We start from the raw sequence: 25,329 nt of genomic DNA, 5'->3' as shown, positions 1-25,329 counted from the left end.
CCTCCGGCAGCACCGGGCAGCCCAAGGGGGTGATGGTGGAGCATCACACGCTCGCCAACCTGGTGGACTGGCATTGCCAGGCTTTCTGCGTGGCAGCGGGGGCGCACATGTCGTGCCTGGCCGGTTTCGGTTTCGACGCCATGGCCTGGGAGGTGTGGCCGGCCCTGTGCGCCGGTGCCACGTTGCACCTGGCACCCAACCCGGAGGGCGGCGAGGACCTCGACGCGCTGTTGCAGTGGTGGCGCGAGCAGCCCCTGGACGTCAGCTTCTTGTCCACCCCCGTGGCCGAATATGCCTTCAGCCAGCCCTGGGAGCACCCGACCCTGCGCACCCTGCTGATCGGCGGCGACCGCCTGCGTCAGTTCGCCCATGACCGGCGTTATACCGTGGTCAACAATTATGGCCCTACTGAGGCCACGGTGGTCGCCACCTCGGGCCCGGTGCACGCGGCCGGTACCTTGCACATCGGTGGGCCGATCGCCAACACCCAGGTGCACGTGCTCGACGCTCACTTGCAGCCGGTACCGCCCGGTGTCGCGGGTGAGCTGTACATCGGCGGTGCGGGCGTGGCCCGTGGCTACCTGAACCGTGCCCAGCTCACCGAAGAGCGCTTCGTCGCCGACCCCTTCAGCCCCCACCCCCAGGCCCGCCTGTACCGAAGCGGCGACCTGGTGCGCTGGAACCCTGACGGCACGCTGGACTACCTGGGGCGCAATGACGACCAGGTGAAGATTCGCGGCGTGCGCATCGAACTGGGCGAGATCGAGTCGGTGCTGGCGGCCCAGCCCGGGATCAAGGAAGCCGTGGTGATGGTGCGCGACCAGCATGTGCTGGCCTGGTACACCGAGCAATCGCCGGTGTCTGCCGGGGCCTTGCGTGAAGCCCTGCGCGCGCGGCTGCCGGCCTACATGGTACCCCGGGCGTTCACCCGGCTGGTGGCGTTGCCCCTGACCGCCAACGGCAAGCTTGACCGCCGACGTCTGCCCGACCCGGACCCTTCTGATCTGGCCAGCCCTGCCTACGAAGCGCCCCAAGGCGCGACGGAAGTCGCCATGGCGGCGATCTGGGCGCAGGTGCTGGGCGTGGAGCGGGTAGGGCGCCACGACAATTTCTTCGAGCTGGGCGGCCACTCGCTGCTGGCAGTCAACCTGGTGGCGCAGTTGCGCAAGGCGGGCCTGGCCGCGGATGTTCAAGTGCTGCTGGGCCAACCGACGGTGGCGGCCCTGGCGGCGGTCGGCGAGTGTGACGAGCGTGTGGAGGTGCCGGCCAACCGCGTACCCGCGGGGTGCACGCACATCACCCCGGCGCTGTTGAGCCTGACCACGCTTGACCAGGCGGCCATCGACCGGGTGGTGGCCTCGGTACAGGGTGGCGCGGCCAACGTGCAGGAAATCTACCCCCTGGCGCCGCTGCAGGAGGGCATTCTCTACCACCACCTGAGTGCCGATGAGGGCGACCCGTACCTGCTGCAATGGCGCCTGGCCTTCGACAGCCCGGCGCGGCTGCGCGCCTGGGCGGCCGCGTTGCAACAGGTCATCGACCGCCACGACATCCTGCGCACCGCCTTCGCCTGGCAGGGCCTGGCCAGCCCGCAGCAGGTCGTGTGGCGGCACGCACCGCTGGCCGTGCAGGCCGTGGACGTCAGCGCCGGGGACGGTGCCGTGCTGGAACGCCTGCAACAGCGTTTCGATGCCCGTCACCACCGCCTTGACCTGACCCAGGCGCCCCTGATGCGCCTGCTCCACGCTGACGACCCGGCCAACGGCCAGGTGGCGGCCGTGCTGCTGTTCCACCACCTGGTGCTGGACAACACCGCCATGGAACTGGTGAGCCGCGAAATGCAGGTGTTGCTGCAGCCCAGCCCACCGCCGCTGCCAGCGTCCGTGCCTTACCGGCATTACGTGGCGCAGGTACGCCTGGGCGCCGATGAGGCCAGCCACGAAGTCTTTTTCCGCGAGCAACTGGGCGACATCGACGAGCCGACGCTGCCCCTTGGCCAGCAGGACGTGCGCGATGAAGGCCGCGACATCGAACACGCGCGCCGGGCCCTGGAGGCCGACCTGGCCTTGCGCCTGCGTGAACAGGCCCGGCACCTGGGCGTCAGCGCCGCCAGCCTGATGCACCTGGCCTGGGCCCGGGTACTGGCGGTGCTGGCCGGGCGCCGCGACCTGGTCTTCGGCACCGTGTTGCTGGGGCGCCTGCACGGTGGCGAAGGCGCGGACCAGGCGCTGGGGGTGTTCATCAACACCTTGCCGCTACGGGTGGATACCGGCCTGGGTGTGCGTGAAGCGGTCAAGGCAGTGCACGCCCGCCTCACGGCGCTGCTGGCCCATGAACAGGCGTCGCTGGCCCTGGCCCAGCGCTGCAGCGGCGTACCGGCGGGCACGCCATTGTTCAGTGCCTTGCTCAATTACCGTCACAGCGCCAAGGTACAGGCGGCGCAGTGGCAAGGGGTGCGGGTACTGGGGGGCGATGTGCGCAGCAACTACCCCCTGACCCTCAGTGTCGACGACCTGGGCGCCGGCTTCGACCTGCAGGTACTGGCCGCCCCGGGCATGGGGGCCGAACGTATTGCCGCCTGGGTGCACACCACCCTGGCGCAACTGGTGCAGGCCCTGGAACAGGGCGCTGGCGCCACTGCGGGCGACTTGCCGATGCTGTCCAGCGAGGAACGCCATCAGCTGGTGCATACCTTCAATGCCACGGCGCAAGCCTATCCGCGGGGGCACACGGTGCATGCCTTGGTGCAGGCCCAGGTGGAGCGTACGCCGCAGGCCGCGGCCGTGGTGCAAGGCGCCAAAGTACTCACCTACGGGGCCTTGAACCAGCAGGCCAACCGCCTGGCCCACCACCTGATCGGCCTGGGCATCCAGCCCCGGGACCGGGTCGCGCTGTGCCTGCACCGCGGGCCTGGGCGGGTAGTGGCGCTGCTGGCGGTGCTCAAGGCCGGCGCGGCCTACGTGCCTATCGACCCTGGCTACCCGGCCGAGCGTATCGCCTACCTGGTGCAGGACAGCGCCCCGCGCCTGGTGATGACTGACGCCGTCACCAGCGCCCAGGTGGGCACCGTGCGCCAGGTCAACCTGGACCGTGATGCCTGGCACGCCGAGGCCGATGGCAACCCGCGGGTGCCGGGCATCGACGACCGAGACCTGGCCTACGTGGTCTATACCTCGGGTTCCACGGGCCAGCCAAAGGGTGTAATGGTCGAACACGGTACCCTGGCGAACCTGGTGCACTGGCATTGCCAGGCCTTTGACCTGGGGGCCGGCAGCCACACCAGCAGTGTCGCTGGCTTTGGTTTCGACGCCATGGCCTGGGAAGTCTGGCCGGCCTTGTGCGCCGGCGCCGTGTTGCATCTGCCGCCGGCCGAAATCGGCAACGAACATGTAGATGAGTTGCTCGACTGGTGGCTGGACCAGCCGCTGGCCGTGAGCTTTTTGCCCACGCCCGTGGCCGAGCAGGCCTTCGGCCGGGCGCACCAGCACCCGACCCTGCGCACCCTGCTGATCGGCGGGGACCGCCTGCGCCATTTCGACCGCGACCCCGGCTACACCGTGGTCAACAACTACGGCCCCACCGAGACCACCGTGGTCGCCACGTCCGGGCCGGTCCGCCCGGGCGGGGCGTTGGACATCGGCGCGGCCATCGCCAACACCCACCTGTACGTATTGGACCCCCAGGGCCAACTGGTCCCGGTGGGCGTGCCGGGCGAGCTGTACATTGGTGGCGCCGGGGTTGCCCGGGGCTACCTGAACCGCCCACAGCTGACCGAAGAACGTTTTGTCGCCGACCCGTTCAGCACTGACCCGCAGGCGCGCCTGTATCGCAGCGGCGACCTGGTGCGCTGGAACGCCAATGGCACCCTGGACTACCTGGGGCGCAACGACGACCAGGTGAAGGTGCGGGGCATGCGCATCGAACTGGGTGAGATCGAGGTGGCGCTGGCCAGCCAACCCGGGGTGCAGGACGCCGTGGTGCTGGTGCGCGGCGAACGCCTGCTGGCCTGGTTCACCGCCAGTGCGCCGGTCAGCGTGCAGGCCTTGCGCGACAGCCTGGGCACGCGTTTGCCTGCCTACATGGTCCCGCTGGCGTTCACGCCGCTGGTCGCCTTGCCGCTGACCGCGCACGGCAAGCTCGACCGCCGGGCGTTGCCCGATCCCGACCCGGCGACGCTGGCCAGCCGGCCCTTCGAGGCCCCGCAGGGCACGGTGGAGCAGGCCATGGCCGCTATCTGGGCGCAGGTGCTGGGGCTGGAGCGAGTAGGGCGGCACGACAATTTCTTCGAACTGGGCGGGCATTCGCTGCTGGCCGTGAGCCTGGTGGAGCGCTTGCGCAACGCCGGGCTGAGCGCCGATGTGCGGGTGCTGCTCGGCCAGCCCACCGTGGCCGCGCTGGCCGCGGCGGTGGGCACGGGCCGGGAAGTGCAGGTGCCGGCCAACCGTGTGCCGGCCGGCTGCACGCGTATCACCCCTGAGCTGTTGAGCCTGGCCAGGCTGGACCAGCCGGCCATTGACGGTATCGTCGCCGCGGTGCCCGGTGGCGCCGCCAACGTCCAGGAAATCTACCCCCTGGCGCCCTTGCAGGAAGGCATTCTCTACCACTACCTCACCGCCGGGGAGCATGACCCTTATTTGCTGCGACTGCACCTGCGTTTTGACAGCCCGCAGCGCCTGCAGGCAGTAACCGCCGCCCTGCAACAGGTGATCGACCGCCATGACAGCCTGCGCACCGCGATAGCCTGGCAAGGGTTGCAGACCCCACAGCAGGTGGTATGGCGCAACGCGCCGCTGGTGGTGGAGCATTGCACCGCCGTCCCACAACGCCTGGACCTGAGCCAGGCGCCGCTGCTGCGCCTGGTGTACCGGCGTGAGCCGGGGCGAGACAGCCTGTCGGCGACCCTGCTGTTCCACCATATCGTCCTGGATGCCACCGCCCTGGACGTGGTGCGCGAGGAACTGCTGGGGATTCTCCAGGGGGGGCCAGACAGCGCGCCACCGCCCGTGCCCTACCGCAACTATGTGGCCCAGGCGCGCCTGGGTGTCAGCGAAGCCGAGCACGAGGCGTTCTTCCGTGCGCAACTGGGCGATATCGACGAGCCTACCCTGGCCTTCGGCCTGCGTGATGTGCAAGGTGACGGCGCGGCGCTGGAAGAGGCCCGCCTGGCGCTGCCCGACGCGCTGGCCGGACGCCTGCGCAGCCAGGCGCGGCAACTGGGCGTGAGCGTCGCCAGCCTGTTCCACCTGGCCTGGGGCCGGGTGCTGGCCGCTGCCACCGGCCAGGCGCGGGTGGTGTTCGGCACGGTGTTGCTGGGGCGCCTGCAAGGCGGTGCCGGGGCCGATCGCGGCCTGGGCATGTTCATCAACACGTTACCCTTGCGCGTGGAGCTGGCCGGTGTCGGCGTGCGCGACGCAGCCCAGGCCACGCACCAGCGCCTGGCGGCGCTGATGGCCCATGAACACGCCTCCCTGGCCCAGGCCCAGCGTTGCAGTGGGGTACCGGCGCCGCTGCCGCTGTTCAGTGCCATCCTCAATTACCGCCACGCGGCGGCCCAGGCGCGCCAGGACGCCCGCGAAGGGGCCTGGGAAGGCTTGCAGATCCTGCCCGGCGAAAAGCTCAGCAATTACCCGCTGAGCCTGAATGTCGACGACCTGGGTGACGCCTTGCGCTTGAGCGTGATGGTGCCGAGCGACATCGGCGCACAGCGGATCGGCCATTACGTGGTGCACGTGCTCCAGGGCGTGGCCGACGCCGTCGACGGCCACCCCGACCAGCCCGTGCTGCAGGTGCCCGTGCTACCGGCCGACGAACGCTGGCAAGTGCTGCACGCGTTCAATGCTACCGCCACCGAGCATGATCGCCAGCAAACCCTGCATGGCCTGTTCGAAGCCCAGGCCGCGGCGACGCCCCAGGCCATGGCCGTGCGTGACGAGGCGGGCGCGCTGAGTTACCGGCAACTGAATGAGCAGGCCAATCGCCTCGCCCACCACTTGATCGGCCTGGGGGTAAAGCCGGATGAGCGGGTGGCGATCTGCGTCGAGCGAGGCCTGCCCATGGTCGTGGGGCTGCTGGCCATTCTCAAGGCGGGCGGCGCCTATGTGCCCCTGGACCCTGGCTACCCGACCGAGCGCCTGCGCGGCATGTTCAACGACAGTGCCCCCGTGGTGCTGCTGGTGCAGGCCGGTACCCGTGACCTGCTGGGCGAGGTCGGCGTGCCCCAGGTGGACCTGGGCGAGTGGGACGGGCGTGCGCTGCCTGGCGCCAACCCATCGGTCGAGGGCCTCACGGCCAGGCATCTGGCGTACGTGATCTACACCTCAGGCTCCACGGGCACGCCTAAAGGGGTGATGGTCGAGCACCGCAACGTGGTCAACCTGGTGCACTGGGCGGCGAGCCTGTGCACCTGCGGGCCGGTGCTGCACAAAACCCCGTTGAGCTTCGACGCTTCGGTGTGGGAGCTGTTCTGGCCCTTGTGCAGTGGGCTGCCCCTGGTCCTGGCCAGGCCTGACGGCCAGCGCGACCCGGGCTACCTGGCGCGTCTTATCCAAGAGCACCGGGTCAGCGTGGTGCAGTTCGTCCCGGTGCTGCTGCAACAGTTCCTCGAGCAGGCGGTCAGCGCGGCCTGCACCAGCCTCACCGACATCGTTTGCGGTGGCGGCGAATTGACCCCGGCGCTGGCCACGCAGTTGCGCCAGCGTCTGCCGGGCGTGCGCCTGCACAACGTCTACGGCCCTACCGAAACCACGGTGGATTGCAGCGCCTGGACCCTGGAGCCCGGGCAACCGATACCCCCAGGCACACTGCCGATCGGCCGGCCTGTCAGCAATACCCAGCTGTACGTGCTGGGCAGCGATGACCAGCCCGTGCCGCTGGGCGTGGTGGGCCACCTGCACATCGGCGGCGCCGGGGTCGCCCGGGGTTATCGGCACTTGCCCCAGGCGCAGGCTGAACGGTTCATCGCCAGCCCCTTCAACCCGGGCGAGCGCTTGTACCGCAGTGGCGACCTGGTGCGCCAGCGCGACGATGGCCTGTTGGAGTTCATGGGCCGCAACGACGACCAGATCAAGGTCAATGGCCTGCGCATCGAGCCCGGCGACATCCAGGCGTGCCTGGAAAACCAGCCCGGTATCGACCAGGCGGTGGTCATGGCCCGTGACGACCAGCCCGGTGGCGCGCGCCTGGTGGCGTACTACACCGGTGCGCCAGTGGCCGTGGACCTGCTGCGCCAGGCTCTGGCGGCGCAGTTGCCCGACTACATGGTACCGGCGCTCTACGTTCACCTGCCGGCCTTGCCCCTGAGCCCCAACGGCAAGCTCGACCGCAACGCCTTGCCAGCGCCAGGCGCCGACGCCGGCCTGGTGCGCCCGTATGCCGCCCCCGAGGGCGACACCGAAATCCTGCTGGCTCGCCTCTGGGCCGAGTTGCTGGGGCTGGAGCGGGTAGGGCGGCACGACAATTTCTTCGAACTGGGCGGCCATTCGCTGCTGGCGGTCAGCCTGACCGCGCGTCTGCGCCAGGAAGGCGTGGAAGCGGATGTCCGCGCCCTGTTCGAACACCCCACGCTGGCTGCCTACGCAGCCATCACAGAGAGCATGGAGATTATCCTGTGAGCATCAACGAACTCTTGGCGACATTGAAGGCCAACGACATCCAGCTGACGGTCAAGGACGGCCAGCTGGTGGTGCAGGGTAACCGCCGCGCCCTCGGCGAACACGGCCTGGTGGACCACCTGCGCGAACACAAGCCGGCGCTGATCGCGCTGATCGAGCAAGGCGCCTACCAACCCGCCCAGCGCGGCCCGGTGCCGGTACCGGCCAATGGCATCGCTGCAGGCTGCACGCGCATCACACCCGCCATGCTGAGCCTGGTCAGCCTTGAGCAGGGCGTTATAGACCGTCTGGTCGAATCGGTGCCCGGTGGGGCCGCCAACGTTCAGGACATCTACCCCCTGGCGCCGTTGCAACAGGGCATTCTTTACCACCACGTCAGCGCCGCCGACGTCGACCCCTATGTGATGCAGGTGCAGTTCGCCTTCGCCGACCGCGGCCGCCTGGACGCCTTCGCTCAGGCCTTGCGCCAGGTGATCGCGCGCCACGATATCCTGCGCACCTCGGTGCACTGGCAAGGCCTGGCCACGCCGGTGCAGGTGGTATGGCGCCACGCAGAACTGCAGGTGGGGCCCGTGGCCACCGGCGCGCGCCTGGACCTGGGCCAGGCGCCGCTGTTGCGCCTGGTGCACGGCAACGCCGTGGAAGGGCCAGACGTCAAGGCCACACTGTTGTTTCACCACATCGCCATGGACCACAGCGCCCTGGAGGTGGTGCGCCAGGAAATCCAGGCGTGCCTGCAAGGCGAAGGTGAGCGCCTGGGCACGCCCGTGCCGTTTCGCAACTACGTGGCGCAGGCCTTGCTGGGCGTCAGCGAACAGGAGCATGAAGCCTTTTTTGGCGAGATGCTGGGCGACCTCGATGAACCTACCCTGGCCTACGACCGCCAGGACCTGAGCGGTGACGGCGAGAGCATCGGCGAGCACAGCCTGGGCCTGGACCTGGTGTTGGGCAGGCGCCTGCGGGCCCAGGCGCGCAGCCTGGGCGTCAGCGTCGCCAGCCTGTTCCACCTGGGCTGGGCGCGGGTACTGGCCGGCCTGACCGGCCGCCAGCGGGTGGTGTTCGGCACCGTGCTGATGGGCCGCCTGCTGGGGGCCGAGGCCACTGAACGGGCCTTGGGTATCTTCATCAATACCCTGCCGTTGCGCCTGGACCTGGACGGCCGGGACGTGCGCGGCGCGGTCATCGCCACCCACCAGCGCCTGACCGCACTCATGCGCCACGAGCACGCGCCCCTGGCACTGGCCCAGCGCTGCAGTGGCGTGGCCGCGCCCACGCCTTTGTTCAACGCCTTGCTGAACTATCGTCACAGCGCGGGTGTGCAGGCTGGCGGCGAAACCTGGGAAGGCATCGACGTGCTGCACGCCCAGGAGCGCAGCAACTACCCGCTGGTGATGAGCGTCGACGACCTGGGGGATGCGTTCGGGCTGACCGCCCAGGCCGGCGCGGGCATCGACCCGCAACGGGTATGCGGTTACCTGGAGTGCGCCATGGCGCAATTGATCGAGGCCCTGGAGCAGGCGCTACACACGGCCGTGGCGCAATTGCCGATTCTGCCGGCGGGCGAGCGTACGCAATTGCTGCGCAGCTTCAATGCTCAGCACAGCGCGCCTGCCAGCCCCTATGTCGTGCACCAGCGGATCGAAGCGCACGCTGCGCTGCACCCCCACGCCATCGCCGCGCAGGCCGGCGACCAGGCCCTCAGCTACCAGGCCCTGAATGCCCGGGCCAATAGCCTGGCCCATCATCTGATCACCCTGGGCGTGCGGCCGGACGACCGCGTGGCCGTGGTAGCCCGGCGCGGCCTGGACACCCTGGTTGGCCTGCTGGCGGTGCTCAAGGCGGGCGCCGGGTACGTCCCCGTGGACCCGGCGCACCCTGACGAGCGCCTGCGCTACCTGCTGGAAGACAGCCAGCCCAGCGCGGTGCTCACCCAGCAGGTCCTGCGTGAGCGCCTGCCGGAAGGGGGCGTGCCGGTGCTGGCGCTGGATGTGCCGTCCTGGCCCGAGCAACCGCACAACCCCCAGGTGCCGGGCCTCACCCCCACGCACCTGGCCTACGTGATCTACACCTCGGGTTCCACTGGCCAGCCCAAGGGCGTGATGGTCGAACACCACACCCTCAACAACCTGGTGGACTGGCATTGCCAGGCATTTGACCTGCAGGCCGGCAGCCACACCGCCAGCGTCGCCGGTTTCGGTTTCGACGCCATGGCCTGGGAAGTCTGGCCGGCGCTGTGCGCCGGGGCGACGTTGCACCTGCCACCCGCCGAGGTAAGCAATGAGCAGCTCGACGCCTTGCTCGACTGGTGGCAGGCGCAACCGTTGCAGGTGGCCTTTCTGCCCACCCCGGTCGCCGAGTACGCGTTCAGCCGTGACCTGCGCCATCCCACCCTGCGCACCCTGCTGATTGGTGGCGACCGCCTGCGTCAGTTCAATCGCGACCCGGGCTTCGCGGTCATCAACAACTACGGCCCCACCGAAGCCACGGTGGTCGCCACGTCGGGCCAGTTGCTGCCCGGTGGCGCGCTGGATATTGGCCGGCCGATCACCAACACCCATGCCTACCTGCTGGACGCCGGCCAGCAGCTGGTGCCGTTCGGCATCACCGGCGAGCTCTACGTGGGCGGCGCGGGGGTGGCCAGGGGTTACCTCAACCGCGCGGACCTGACGGCCGAGCGCTTTGTGCGCGACCCCTTCAGCCAGGCCCCCGGCGCACGCATGTACCGCACCGGTGACCTGGCACGCTGGAACGCCGACGGCACCCTGGAGTACCTGGGCCGCAACGACGACCAGGTGAAGATTCGCGGGGTGCGCATCGAACTGGGCGAGATCGAAGCCCAGTTCAGCCAGGTGCCCGGTGTCGAAGAGGCCCTGGTGCTGGCCCGTGAAGACCAACCCGGCCAGCCGCGACTGGTCGGCTATTACAGCCAGCGTGCCACCGCCACCGGGGTAACGGTGGACGCCGTGCGCGCCGCCTTGCAGGCGCGGCTGCCGGCCTACATGGTGCCCAGCGCCCTGGTGCAGGTGGCTGCCTGGCCACTGACCGCCAACGGCAAGGTCGACCGCCGCGCCTTGCCGCTGCCCGACCGCGATGCGCTGCACAGCGGTGAATACCAGGCGCCCGAGGGTGAGCTGGAAACCGCCCTGGCGGCGCTGTGGGCTGACCTGTTGCAGGTGCCGCACGTCGGCCGCCACGACCGCTTCTTCGACCTGGGTGGGCATTCGTTGCTGGCCATGCGCATGGTGGCGCAGGTGCGCGAACGCCTGGGCATCGAACTGAGCCTGGGCGCGCTGTTCGCCGAGCCGGAACTGGCCGGCCTGGCCCAGGTGCTCGCCCAGGCGGGTGTTAGCCAGCAGCCGCCGATCGTGGCCACCCGGCGAGACCAACCACTGCCCTTGTCCTTCGCTCAGCAGCGCTTGTGGTTCCTCGCCCAATTGGAAGGCGGCAGCAGTGCCTACCATATCCCTGCCGGCGTGCGCCTGCGCGGGCACCTGGACGGCGAGGCCCTCAAACAGGCACTCGACCGCCTGGTCACCCGCCACGAATCGCTGCGCACCACCTTCGTGCAAGCCGATCAGCAGGCGCCATTGCAGCACATCGCCGCCCCTGGCAGTGGCTTGCACCTGGTGACCCGGCAGGCGCGCGACGAAGACGCCCTGGCGGCTATCGTCGCCCGTGAGGCGGCCGAACCCTTCGACTTGAGCCAGGGCCCGCTGGTGCGTGGCTGCCTGGTGCGCCTGGGCGAGCAAGACCATGTGCTGCTGTTGACCCTGCACCATATCATCGCCGATGGCTGGTCGGCGGCGGTGCTGACGCGCGAGCTCGGCGTGCTGTACCAGGCGTTCCGCCAAGGCGCCCCGGACCCCTTGCCGGCACTGGCTGTGCACTACGCCGACTACGCCGTGTGGCAGCGCGGCTGGTTGAGCGGCGCGGTGCTGCAGCAACAGACCCAGTACTGGCAGCAGGCACTGGCTGGCGCGCCGGCGCTGCTGGCCTTACCCACCGACCGCCCACGCCCGGCCGAGCAGGACTACCGCGGCCAGCGCCTGGAGCTGAGCCTGGACGCGTCGCTCACCGCCAGCCTCAAGGCCCTGAGCCAGCGCCAGGGCACCACGCTGTTCATGACCGTGTTGGCTGCCTGGGCCACCGTGCTCAGTCGCTTGTCCGGCCAGGACGACGTCGTGATCGGCACGCCGGTGGCCAACCGCCTGCGGGCCGAAGTGCAGGACCTGATCGGTTTGTTCGTCAACACCCTGGCCATTCGCGTGGACGTGGCCAGCACCCTCAGCGTCGAAGCCTTGTTGCAACAGGTCAAGACCACCACCTTGGCCGCCCAGGCCCATCAAGACCTGCCGTTCGAGCAGGTGGTGGAGGCCCTGCGTCCCCAACGCAGCCTGGCCCACACGCCGATTTTCCAGGCCATGCTGGCCTGGCAGGACACCGGCGACCAGGTGCTGAACCTCGACGGCCTTACCCTGGAAGGCCTGGCACCGCGGCAGCGCACCGCCAAGTTCGATGTGCTGCTGGAAATGAGCGAGGTGCACGACCACTTGCACGCCAGCCTGGAATACGCCACGGCGTTGTTCGACGAGGCCACCATGCAGCGCTGCCTGGGCTACCTTGAAGCACAATTGCGCGGCATGGCCGCCGATGCCCAGGCGCTGGTGACGGCCATCCCCATACTGGACGCCGCACAGCGCCAGCAGGTGCTGGAACGCTTCAACGCCACCGCCGTCGACTACCCGGCGGACCTGACCCTGCATGGCCTGTTCGAGGCCCAGGTGGCCGCCAATGGGGACGCCGTGGCGGTCACGGGCGAGCAGGGCAGCCTCAGCTACCAGGCCCTCAACCGCCAGGCCAACCGCATTGCCCACCGCCTGATCGGGCTGGGCATCGGCCCGGACGACCGCGTCGCCATTTGCGTGGACCGCAGCCTGGAGATGGTGGCCGGGCTGCTGGGTATTCTCAAGGCCGGCGCGGCCTACGTGCCGCTGGACCCCGACTACCCCCGGGACCGCCTGACCTACATGCTGGGCAATTGCGCGCCGGCGGTGGTGCTCACCCAGCAGGCCTTGCGCGGTGTGCTGCCGGGCAGCGAAGTGCCCGTGCTGTTGCTCGACCCCGAGCACGCCGAGCGCGAAGGCTTCCTGGCCCAGCCCGACCACAATCCGGCGCGCGCCCAGGTACGCGCCGACCACCTGGCCTACGTGATCTACACCTCCGGTTCCACCGGCCAGCCCAAGGGCGTGATGAACGAACACCGTGGCGTGGTCAACCGCCTGTTGTGGATGCAGGACGAATACCGCCTGGGGGCCGGCGACAGCGTGCTGCAGAAAACCCCGTTCAGCTTCGACGTGTCGGTGTGGGAGTTCTTCTGGCCGCTGTTCAACGGGGCGCGGCTGGTGATGGCGCGCCCGGGTGGCCACCGTGATCCGGGCTACCTGAGCGAGGTGATTCGCGACCAGGGCATCACCACCTTGCACTTCGTGCCCTCCATGCTCGACCTGTTCCTGGCCCACGGCGCCAGTGCCTGCAACGGCCTGCGCCGGGTGATGTGCAGCGGCGAAGCGCTGCCGGGGCACCTGGTGCGGCGCTTCAAGCAACAGCTGCCCGATGTGGGCCTGTTCAACCTCTACGGCCCCACCGAGGCGGCGGTGGACGTAACGGCCTGGGATTGCGCCGGGCCGCTGGAGCAGACGCCAGACAACATCCCCATCGGCACACCGGTGGCCAACACGCGCCTGTACCTGCTGGACGCCCACCGCCAGCCGGTGCCCCTGGGTGTGGCCGGTGAGCTGTACATCGCCGGCGTCCAGGTGGCGCGTGGTTACCTGAATCGCCCGCAATTGACCGCCGAGCGCTTCCTCGATGATCCGTTTCAGGGGGGGCGCATGTACCGCACCGGTGACCTGGGGCGTTACCTGGCCGATGGCAACATCGAGTACCTGGGGCGCAATGACGATCAGGTGAAGATTCGCGGCCTGCGCATCGAACTGGGGGAAATCGAGGCCGCCCTCGCGGCCTGCGCCGGCGTCAAGGAAAGCGTGGTCCTGGCCCGCGAGGACAATCCGGGTGAAAAACGCCTAGTGGCCTACCTCACCGTGCAACCGGCCGGCACCGCACTGGCCATCGACACCCTGCGCCGCCACCTGCAGGTGACCCTGCCGGACTACATGGTGCCCGCGGCTTACGTACAGCTCGACGCACTGCCGCTGACCCCCAACGGCAAGCTCAACCGCAAGGCGCTGCCGGCCCCGGATGCCGGTTCGCTGGTGCAGCGTGACTATGAAGCCCCCCAGGGGCCCACCGAAACGACACTGGCGCCGCTGTGGGCCGAGCTGCTCAAGGTGGAGCGGGTGGGGCGTCACGATCATTTCTTCGAACAGGGGGGCCATTCGCTGTTGGCCGTCACGCTGTTGGCGCGTATGCGCCACCTGGGCCTGCATGCCGATATTCGCGCGCTGTTCGCGCAACCTACCTTGGCCGGGCTGGCTGCTGCCGTGGGTGGCCAGGGTGCCGTGCAGGTACCCGCCAACCTGATCGATCCGGCCTGCGAGCGCCTGACTCCGGCGCTGCTGCCGTTGGTGGAACTGGATCAGCCGGCTATAGACCGAATAGTCGCATCGGTAGCTGGCGGCGTCGCCAACGTCCAGGATATCTACCCGCTGGGGCCGCTGCAGGCCGGTATCCTGTACCACCACCTCAGCGCAGGCGAGCATGACCCCTACGTGCAACAGGCGCGGTTCTCGATGGCCGACGCCAGCCGCCTGGCCGCTTTCAGCCAGGCATTGCAGCAGGTGGTGGCGCGGCACGACATCTTGCGCACCGCGCTGTCCTGGGAGGGCCTGGCCGCCCCGGTGCAAGTCGTGTGGCGCCAGGCGTCGGTGCCAGTGCAGGCCGTTACGCTGACGGCGCTGGAACAGGTGCCGGCCATGGACCTGACCCAGGCCCCGCTGCTGCGCCTGGTGCATGCCAGCGACCCGGCCACCGGGCGTATTACCGCCGTGCTGCGCTGGCACCATGTGGTCATGGACCACATCGCCCTCGACGTGCTTGGCCAGGAGTTGCAAGCGTTGCTCGCCGGCCAGGCGCACGCCTTGCCCGCACCGGTGCCGTATCGCAACTACGTGGCCCAGGTGCAGCAAGGGCCAGGCGAGGCCAGTCACGAAGCGTTTTTCCGCGCGCAGTTGGCCGACCTTGACGAACCGACCTTGCCCTATGGCTTGGCCATGAACGCCGATGCCGGCACGCCCGGCGAAGCGCGTCTGGCCCTGCCGCCAGGCCTGGCGGCGCACTTGCGGGAACAGGCCCGCCAGCACGGCGTCAGCGCCGCCGGCCTGTTTCACCTGGCGTGGGCTCAGGTGCTAGGACAGTTGTCGGGGCGCGACAGCGTGGTGTTCGGCACCGTGCTGCTCGGGCGCTTGCAGGGCGGTGAAGGCGTGGAGCGGGCGGTGGGGGTGTTCATCAATACCTTGCCGCTGCGCCTCGACCTGGCCGGCTTGACCGTGCGCGAGGCGGTACTCGACAGCCAGCGACGGCTCAATGACCTGCTGGCCCACGAGCACGCGCAACTGGCCCTGGCCCAGCGTTGCAGTGGCCTGGCCGCCGGTGTGCCGTTGTTCAGCACGCTGTTCAACTACCGCCACGGCGCGCCGGCAGGCGCCCAGGACGCGCAGGCGTGGGCGGGCATCGAGGTGCTGGACGCCGAGGAACGCAGCAACTACCCCGTGACCCTGAGCGTCGACGATCTGGGCGAGGCCTTCGAGCTGACCGCCCAGGCCGCGCCCGGGCTGGACCCGGCGCGCCTGTGCGGTTACCTGCATCAAGCCCTGGTCGACTTGGCCGAGGCCCTGGCGCAGCAGCCCGCTACCGCCCTGAGCCAGTGCTCGGTGGTGCCCCCGGCTGAGCGCGAGCAACTGCTGCACACCTTCAACGACAGCCGCCGCGACTACCCCCGTGAACCGGTGCACCGGCTGTTCGAGCAACAGACTGCCGCGCAGCCCCAGGCCGTGGCCGCGGTACACGGCGACGAGTCGCTGACTTACCGTGCGCTCAATACGCGCGCCAACCGCCTGGCCCATTACCTGATCGAGCAGGGCGTGCAACCGGGCGACCACGTGGCCATCCTGCTGCCGCGCTCCCTGGCCTTGCTGGTCAGCCAACTGGCCATCGCCAAGTGCGGCGCCGCCTATGTGCCGCTGGACGTCCACGCCCCGGCCGAGCGCCAGGGCTACATGTTGCTGGACTGCCAGGCGGTGGCGGTGCTCAGCCACAGCGCCACCCACACGGAACTGGCCTGCCGCCGCATCGACCTCGATGGCCTGGAGCTGAGCCGCCAACCGAGCCACGACCCACTCCCGCGCGGCACCGCCGACAGCGTCGCCTATGTCATGTACACCTCCGGCTCCACCGGTGCGCCCAAAGGCGTGCGGATCGCCCACCGTGGCATCGCCCGGCTGGTGCTGAACAACGCTTTTGCCAGGTTCACGGCCAGCGATCGCCTTGCCTTTGCATCCAACCCGGCGTTCGACGCCAGCACCCTGGAAACCTGGGGGGCCTTGCTCAACGGTGGCCAGGTGCGGGTCATCGATCACGACACCCTGATAGAGCCCAGCCTGCTGGGCCCGGCCCTGCGCCAGGGCGAAGTCAGCGTGTTGTTCCTGACCACGGCGCTGTTCAACCAGTACGCCCACGGCGCACCCGAGGCGCTGGCCAGCCTGCGAGTGTTGCTCACCGGGGGCGAGCGTGGTGACCCGGCCGCCTTCCAGGCCTTGCTGACCCAGGCGCCGGAGGTGCAACTGGTGCATGCGTACGGTCCTACCGAAACCACCACCTTCGCCACCGCCTGTACTATCACCGAAGTGCCCGAGGCGGCGCAGATACTGCCTATCGGCCGGCCCATCGGCAATACCTGCCTGTACGTGCTGGATGAACACCAGCGCGTGGCCCCGCTGGGCGTCACCGGTGAGTTGTATATCGGCGGCGATGGCGTGGCCCTGGGTTACCTCAACCGCCCTGAACTTACGGCCGAGCGCTTCCTGGCCGACCCGTTCAGCGAACGACCGGGGGCATTGCTGTACCGCACGGGCGACCTGGGACGCTGGCTGCCCGACGGCCAGCTGGAATGCCTGGGGCGCAACGACGACCAGGTGAAGATCCGTGGTTTCCGCATCGAACTGGGGGAAATCGTCAGCCGCTTGCATGAACTGCCCGGTATCAACGAAGCGGTGGTGCTGGCCCGTGACGACGAGCCAGGGGCCCTGACCCTGGTGGCCTATTTCACCGTCAGCCCTGGCGCCGAGGCGTTGGCGCCCGCGCAAATGCGCCAGGCCCTGCAAGCCAGCCTGCCGGGGTACATGGTGCCCGCGGCCTTCATCGAATTGGCGGCGCTGCCGCTGACCGCCAACGGCAAGCTGGACCGCCGGGCCTTGCCACGGCCGGAGCGTTCGGCATTGTTCGAACACACGTATGTGCCGCCCCAGGGCGAACTTGAATCTGCCCTGGCCGAGATCTGGGCCCAGGTGCTGCAAGTGGAACGGGTAGGGCGCCACGATCATTTCTTCGAGCGCGGCGGGCATTCCTTGCTGGCGATGCGCATGGTCTCGCAGCTGCGCCAGCAACTGGGTGTCGAATTACCCCTGGGCGAGTTGTTCGCCCTGGGTGAGCTGGCGGCCGTGGCCCAGGCCTTGGCCGGGGCTGGCCGCAGTGTGCTGCCGGACATCGTGCCGGCGCCCCGCGACCTGCCTGTACCCGCTTCCTTCGCCCAGCAACGGCTGTGGTTTCTGGCACAGATGGACGGTGGTAACCAGGCCTATAACATCGCCTTGGCGCTGAGCCTGCGCGGAACCCTGGACCGAGGGGCCCTGGTGCAGGCGCTCGATACCCTGGTGCAGCGCCACGACACCCTGCGCAGCCGCTTCGTTGCCGCCGAGCAGGGCGCCCAGGTGCTGACGGGTGCCGTGGGCGAGCGGGGCGGGTTGCCCACCCTTGACCTGCGCGCCCAGCCCGACGGGCTCACGGCGTGGCTGCGCGAAGCGGCCGCCGCGCCCTTCGACCTGGCCGATGGCCCGCTGTGGCGTGTCAGCCTGCTGCAACTGGACGAGGACTATCACGTCCTGGCACTGACAGTGCACCACATCGTCGCCGATGGCTGGTCCATGGGCGTGCTGACCGAGGAACTGCTGAGCCTTTACCGGGCGTTCCAGCAGGGCACGGGCTGCCCGCTGCCGCCCCTGGCCATCCAATATGGCGACTATGCCCTGTGGCAGCGCCGCTGGCTGACCCACGAGCGGCTGCAAGGCCAGGCCGACTACTGGCAGCGCACCCTGGACGGCGCCCCGGCTCTGCTGATGCTGCCCACCGACCGGCCGCGACCGGCGCAACAGGACTTCAGCGGCGCCAGTGTGGCCGTGCACCTCGCAGCCGACCTGGGCGCCGGACTGCGGGCGCTGGCCCAGCGTCAGGGCGTGACCCTGTACACGGTGCTGATGAGCGCCTGGGCGGCGCTGCTGGCGCGCCTGTCGGGCCAGGCCGAAGTGGTCATCGGCAGCCCCGTGGCGGGCCGTGGCCGGGCGGAACTGGAAGCCATGGTCGGGTTGTTCGTCAACACCCTGGCCGTGCGCATCGACACCGCGGCCAGTGCCACGGGCACGGCGCTGCTGGCCCAGGCCAAGGCGCGCCTGCTGGAAGCCCAGGACCACCAGGACCTGCCGTTCGAGCAAGTGGTGGAGGTGGTGCGCCCGACGCGCAGCCTGGCCCATGCGCCACTGTTCCAGACCACCCTCAACTGGCTGCCGGGGCAGGTCAGCCTGCCGGATTTGCCAGGGTTGACGGTGGCGTTGGTGGAGCAGACCACCCAAGTGGCCAAGTTCGACCTGTCGCTGAACCTGGGCGAACAGGGTCAGGCCCTGGTCGGCAGCCTGGACTACGCCACGGCCCTGTTCGACGCGGCCACCGTGCACCGTTATGCCGGCTACTTCGAATGCCTGCTGCACGCCCTGGTGGCGGACGAACAGGTGGTACTGACGCAGGTGCCGTTGGTGACGGCGCAGGAGCGTGCTCGTCTGGTGGATGACTTCAATGCCACCGCCCGGACCTACCCCAGGGGCACACCGTGCACGCGATGGTCGAAGCCCAGGCATTGCTCGCGCCCGAGGCCATCGCTGCCCAGGCCGACGGCCAGGCACTGACCTATGGCCAGTTGAACAGTAAAGCCAACAGCCTGGCCCACTACCTGATCGGCCTGGGCGTGCGCCCTGATGACCGCGTGGCCGTGGTGGCCCGGCGCGGCCTGGACACCCTGGTTGGCCTGTTGGCGGTGCTCAAGGCCGGTGGCAGCTACGTGCCCGTGGACCCGGCGCACCCGGACGAGCGCCTGCACTACCTGCTGAGCGACAGCAAACCCGTGCTGGTACTGACCCAACAGGCCCTGCGACCACGGGTACCTGACCTGGGTGTGCCGGTGCTGGCGCTGGACCGCCCGCACTGGTACGAGCAGCCGAGCAATCCGCAGGTGCCGGGCCTGAACGAACGCAGCCTGGCGTATGTGATCTACACCTCAGGTTCCACCGGCCAACCCAAGGGCGTGATGGTGGAACACCAGACCTTGAACAATCTGGTGCATTGGCACTGCCAGGCCTTCGACCTGCGGGCGGGCAGCCACACGGCCAGCGTCGCCGGCGTTGGCTTTGACGCCATGGCCTGGGAAGTCTGGCCGGCGCTCTGCGCGGGGGCGGTGCTGCACTTGCCGCCGGTGCAGGAAGGCGGTGAGGACATCGAAGCGCTGTTGACATGGTGGCGTGAACAACCCCTGGACGTCAGCTTCCTGCCCACCCCGGTGGCCGAACACGCCTTTAACCAGGGGCTGGGCCACCCGACCCTGCGGGTGCTGCTGATTGGCGGCGACCGCTTGCGCCAATTCAGCCGCGATCCGGGCTTCGCGGTGATCAACAACTACGGCCCCACCGAAGCCACGGTGGTGGCCACGTCGGGCCAGCTGCTGCCGGCAGGCCGTCTGGACATTGGCCGGCCGATTGCCAATACCCGGGTGTACCTGCTGGACGCCCATCAGCAGCTGGTGCCCCAGGGCGTGGCCGGCGAGCTGTACGTGGGCGGCGGTGGCGTGGCGCGGGGTTACCTGAACCGGCCCCAACTGACCGCCGAGCGCTTTGTCCGCGACCCCTTCAGCGATGAACCGCGCGCACGGCTGTACCGCACCGGCGACCTGGCCCGCTGGAACGCCGACGGTACCCTGGAATACCTGGGGCGCAACGACGACCAGGTGAAGATCCGCGGCGTGCGCGTGGAACTGGGAGAAATCGAAAGCCTGCTGGGGCAACTTCCCGGGGTCGAAACGGCCCTGGTGATCGCTCGCGAAGACCATCCCGGCCAGCCACGCCTGGTGGGTTATTTCAGCGAACAGCCCGGCGCAACCCTGCACACCGGCGACCTGCGGGCCGCGTTGCAGGCGCGCCTGCCGGCCTACATGGTGCCCGCCGCGCTGGTGCGCCTGAGCGCCTGGCCGTTGACCGCCAATGGCAAGGTCGACCGCCGTGCCTTGCCCGCGCCGGACCGCGACGCCTTGTTCACCGGGCACTACGAGGCCCCGGAAACGGACATCGAGCAGCAACTGGCGCTGATCTGGGCCGAGCTGTTGCAAGTGGAGCGGGTCGGGCGCCACGATCACTTCTTCGAGTTGGGGGGGCATTCGCTGCTGGCCGTGACGCTGGTCTCGCGCCTGCGCCAGGCAGGGCTGGAGGTGGACGTCGGTGCCCTGTTCGCCCACCCCACCCTGGCCGCCCTGGCGGCCAGCGTTGCCCAGGCCAGCGCCCCACCGCTGGCCGCCAGCCTGATCGAGCCGGGTTGCCAACGCATCACCCCGGCACTGCTGCCGCTGGTGGACCTGACCCAGGAGGCCATCGACCGCATTGTCGCGCAGGTACCGGGCGGGGTCGACAACGTGCAGGATATCTACCCGCTGGGGCCGCTGCAGGCCGGTATCTTCTATCACCACCTGAGCGCCGGCGCCGATGACCCGTACCGCTTGCAGGCGCGCTTCGCCTTCTCGGACCAAGGCCGGCTGCACGCCTTCTGCGCGGCGTTGCAGCAGGTCATCGACCGCCATGACATTCTGCGTACTGCGCTGTTCTGGGACGACTTGCCAACCCCGGTACAAGTGGTCTGGCGCCAGGCCCGCTTGCCCGTGGCCGAGGTGGCGCTGGAACAGTTGGAAGTGCTATCGAATCTGGACCTTGCCCAGGCGCCCTTGCTGCGCCTGGTTCACGCTGCTGATCCGGCAAGCCAGCGCATTGTCGCAGTGTTGCAGTTCCACCACGTGATCATGGACCACATGGCCCTGGAGCGTCTGGCCCTGGAGCTGCAAGCCGTGTTGCTGGGCCAGCAGGCGCTGTTGCCCGCGCCAGTGCCGTACCGCCAGTATGTCGCCCATAGCCTGGGCGGCCTGGACGAGGGTGCCCACGAGACGTATTTCCGTGCGCAACTGGCCGATATCGATGAGCCGACCCTGCCGTTCGGCCACGTGCTGACCACCCCGGGCGCGGCCGACGAAGCGCGGCTGACGCTTGAGCCGGGCGTGGCCCTGCGGGTGCGCGAGCAGTCGCGGCAATTGGGCGTCAGCGCCGCCAGCCTGGTTCACCTGGCCTGGGGCCAGGTGCTGGGCCATGTGTGCGGCCGTGACCGTGTGGTGTTCGGCACGGTGTTGCTGGGCCGCCTGCAAGGGGGTGAAGGCCTGGAGCGCGCCTTGGGCGTGTTCATCAACACCTTGCCCCTGCGCCTGGACCTGGCTGACCAGTGCGCCCGGGACGCGGTGCTGGACACCCACCGCCGGCTGACCGGCCTGTTGGCCCACGAGCATGCGCCACTGGCGCTGGCCCAGCGTTGCAGTGCGTTGCCCGCCGGCACCCCGCTGTTCAGCGCGCTGTTGAACTACCGCCACAGCGCGGTGGGTGAGCCCGGGCAGGGCCCTGCCACGACCGCCTGGCAGGGCATCGAATTGCTGCACACCAAAGAGCGCAGTACCTACCCGTTGACCCTCAGTGTCGATGACCTGGGGGAAGGCTTCACGCTGACCGCGCAGACTGCCGGGGGCATCCAGGCACAGCGCGTGTGCGCTTACCTGGCCCAGGCGCTGAGCAGCCTGGTGCTGGCCTTGGAGCAGGCCGCGCCGACCCCGGTAGCCGAGCTGGGCGTGTTGCCTGACGCCGAGCGCCAGTGGCTGCTGGAAGGGTTCAACGCTGAAGTGGTCACATGGCCTACCGACGCCACCCTTGCCCAGCGTATCGAGCATCACGCGGCGTACCAACCCCATGCGATCGCCGCCCAGGTGGGTGACGAGGTCCTTACCTATCAGGCCCTCGACCAGCGAGCCAATGGCCTGGCCCAGGCGTTGATCGACCGAGGGGTGAGGCCCGACGACCGCGTCGCCGTGGTGGCGCGCCGTGGCCTGGACACCCTGGTGGGGCTGCTGGCAGTGCTCAAGGCGGGGGCCGGCTATGTCCCCGTGGACCCGGCGCACCCGGATGAGCGCGTGCAGTACCTGCTGGCCGACAGCCAGCCGACCGCAGTGCTGGTGCAACACGCGTTGCGCGGGCGCCTGCCGGCCCTGGGCGTCCCGGTGCTCGAGCTGGAAGGGCCGTGGCCCCAGCAAGCGGGGAGCCCGGTGGTGCCGGGCCTGAACAGCTCGCACCTGGCCTACGCCATCTACACCTCCGGTTCCACGGGCCAACCCAAAGGCGTGATGGTAGAGCACCAGACGCTCAATAACCTGGTGGACTGGCATTGCCAGGCCTTCGACCTGCACGCTGGCAGCCATACCGCCAGCGTCGCCGGGTTCGGTTTCGACGCCATGGCCTGGGAAGTCTGGCCGGCGCTGTGCGCGGGGGCCACGTTGCACCTGCCGCCGACCGACATCGGCAACGAGCAGCTCGACGCACTGCTCGACTGGTGGCTGGCGCAGCCGCTGGACGTGGCGTTCCTGCCCACGCCCGTGGCCGAGTATGCCTTCAGTCATCAATTGCGCCACCCGACCCTGCGCACCTTGCTGATCGGCGGCGACCGCCTGCGCCAGTTCCACCGTGACCCCGGCTTTGCCGTGATCAACAACTACGGCCCCACCGAAACCACGGTGGTCGCCAGTTCCGGGCAGGTGCAGGTGGGGGGCGTGCTGCACATCGGCAAGCCGATCACCAATGCCCGCTTGTATGTGCTCGACGAGCGTCGCCAGCCGGTGGCGCTCGGGGTGCCGGGCGAACTGTATGTGGGGGGCGCGGGGGTCGCCCGTGGCTACCTGAACCGCCCGCAATTGACTGCCGAGCGCTTCCTGCAGGACCCGTTCAGCCCACTGCCGGGCGCGCGCATGTACCAGACCGGTGACCGCGTGCGCTGGCTCGCCGACGGTACCTTGGAGTACCTGGGGCGCGACGACGACCAGGTGAAGATCCGCGGTGTGCGGGTGGAGCCTGGCGAGGTCGAGCGGGCGTTGCTGCGCTGCGACGGCGTCGGCGAGGCCGTGGTGGTCGCGCAGACGCTGGAGCAGGGCGGGCCGCGCCTGGTGGCCTACTTTACTCGCCACGACCCGGCCCTGGATGCCATGGCGCTGCGCAGCCACGCGCAAGCCATCCTGCCGGACTACATGGTGCCCAGCGCGTTCGTGGCCCTGGACGCCTTGCCGCTGACCGCCAACGGCAAGGTCGACCGCCGTGCGCTGCCGGCGCCACAGGCCGACGCCTGGGCCAGCCGTGAGTACCAGGCGCCGGCCACGGCCCTGGAAGCCCGGTTGGCCGAGCTGTGGGCCGAGGTGCTGGAGGTTGAGCGGGTGGGCCGCCACGACAGCTTCTTCGAGCTGGGCGGGCACTCGCTGTCGGCTATCCGCCTGGTCAGCCAACTGCGCAAAGCGCAATGGCCAGTGTCCTTGGCCGAGCTGTTCCAGCACCCCAGCGTGGCGGCCCTGGCCGAACGGCTGGAGCGCCGTGAGGCCGCGCCTGAAGCCGAGCCCGAGGTAGTCACGGTGCGTGCCGAAGGGGGTGAAGCGCCGTTGTTCCTGATTCACGACTTCACCGGCCTGGATGCGTATTTCCCCGTGCTGGCGCAGCACCTGAGCGACGGGTTCCCGGTCCACGGCTTGCCCGGTGTCGGCCTCGGCCAGCCGCAGCTCGATACCGTGCCGTGCCTGGCGGCGCGGTTGGTGGCGCGCATCCGCGAGGTGCAGCCCGAGGGCCCGTACCGCGTGGCGGGGTGGTCGTTTGGCGGTGTGTTGGCCTATGAAGTCGCGACCCAACTGGTGGGTATGGACCAAACGGTCGGTTTCCTTGGCCTGATCGACACCTACGTGCCTCGGCTCACCGACCAGGGCAAGGCCCGCTGGCAAGGGGCGGATCTGTTGCAACGGCAGTTGCTGGCCCATTGCAACGCCCATTGGCAGGCCCAGGGCCAGGCGGGTTTGGCCTGCGTGGCACGGCTGGAAGCGTTGGCGGCGCAACCGGCCAGCTTCCAGCAACTGCTGCGCCAATGCCGCGACCAGCAACTGCTGCTACCGGAACTGGCCGAGGCCAGCGACGAACAGGTGCAACACTACCTGGCCCGGGAGGTCGCCCACGGCCATGCCCTGGCCCATTACCGCCTGGAACCCTTGAACCTGCCTATCCACCTGTTCCGCGCCGAGCAGCGTGACACGCAACGAGCCAGCGCCACCCTGGGCTGGCATGAGGCTCAGGTCACCCGGCAACTGCACTGCATCGACGTGCCGGGCGACCACCTGAGCATGATGCAACCGCCCCATGTGCAACGGCTCGGCCAGGCCATCAGCCAGGCGCTGGCCAGCGCACCGCAAGGGCCGCAACCGCCGTCGGGCTACCCACCGCTGCTGGCGATCCAGAGCGGCCAGGCGACGAAGGCGCCGTTGTTCTGCGTGCCGGGGGCCGGTGACAGCGTGACCAGCTTCATCGGCCTGGCCGAGGCACTGGGCGCGGACTGGCCGATCTACGGGGTGCAGGCCCGTGGCTTGGGTGGCGATAGCGTGCCCCATAGCCGGATAGAGGCAGCGGCAGACTGTCATGTGCAGGCCATCGAAGCGCAGTACCCGCAAGGGCCGTTGCATCTGGTCGGGCATTCGTTCGGTGGCTGGGTGGCCCACGCCCTGGCCGTACGCTTGCAGGCCCGCGGCCGCGAGGTGCTATCGCTGACCCTCGTGGACACCGAGGCGCCGGGCGGCTCGGGCGGTCTGGGCCAGCCCTACACCACGACCCAGGCGTTGCAGCGTTTGGTGGAGTCCTTGCAGTTGGCCAGCGGCAAGCCCTTGGGGCTGCCGGCCGAGGCGTTTGCCGAAGCCGACGACAGTACGCAGTTGCAATGGCTGCACGCGGCCATGACCAACGTCGGCCTGCTACCGCCGCGCATGTCGCCCCAGGCGCTGCATGCCATCGCACGGACCTTCGCCAGTGCCTTGCGCACGGTGTATGTGCCCCGAGGAGGGTATGACGGTCCGGCAAACCTGGTGCTGGTCAGCGACCCGACCCTGGACAGCGCTGGCAACCAGCGCGAGCAGGTGGCCATGGTCAGTGGCTGGCAAGCATTGCTGCCGCAGTTGGCGGTGTGGGAGGGGCCGGGCAACCACTTCAGCGTGCTCAAGGCGCCGGACGTGTACAGCCTGGCGGCGTGGTGGTTCGAGCGCCAAGCACTGACCAGCACCCAGACCTTGTCCTGA

The 25,329-nt window shown here is 69.3% G+C and carries 3 protein-coding genes (1 of these 3 cut by a window edge); all 3 read left to right on the top strand.

The window, feature by feature from the left end; genetic code table 11:
• Tightly spaced (each overlapping or abutting the next), the 3 genes in view from HWQ56_RS15090 to HWQ56_RS29455 form a layout consistent with a single transcriptional unit that may run on beyond the window.
• Positions 1–7,610: the 3' portion of a non-ribosomal peptide synthetase gene (locus tag HWQ56_RS15090; RefSeq protein ID WP_176571021.1), read on the top strand. It extends 1,837 nt beyond the left edge of the window; the window shows 7,610 of its 9,447 coding nt (coding positions 1,838–9,447); the start codon falls outside the window, past its left edge; its stop codon occupies positions 7,608–7,610.
• Entirely contained in the window at positions 7,607–18,799 is an 11,193-nt protein-coding gene (locus HWQ56_RS29460; protein WP_176571020.1) for a non-ribosomal peptide synthetase, read from the top strand. The genes HWQ56_RS15090 and HWQ56_RS29460 overlap by 4 nt, the downstream gene beginning before the upstream one ends.
• A complete protein-coding gene (locus HWQ56_RS29455; protein WP_245217885.1) occupies positions 18,733–25,329 on the top strand; it encodes a non-ribosomal peptide synthetase in 6,597 nt (2,198 codons plus the stop codon). The genes HWQ56_RS29460 and HWQ56_RS29455 overlap by 67 nt, the downstream gene beginning before the upstream one ends.

It is taken from the genome of Pseudomonas eucalypticola (assembly GCF_013374995.1).
Classification (GTDB): domain Bacteria; phylum Pseudomonadota; class Gammaproteobacteria; order Pseudomonadales; family Pseudomonadaceae; genus Aquipseudomonas; species Aquipseudomonas eucalypticola.
Note: the sequence above shows the minus strand (reverse complement) of the source record. Positions and strands in the feature narration are given on the sequence as shown.

Coding starts and splice junctions, on each gene's coding strand:
- HWQ56_RS29455 (WP_245217885.1), top strand. CDS start 18,733: ATGGTCGAAGCCCAGGCATTGCTCGCGCCCGAGGCCATCGCTGCCCAG.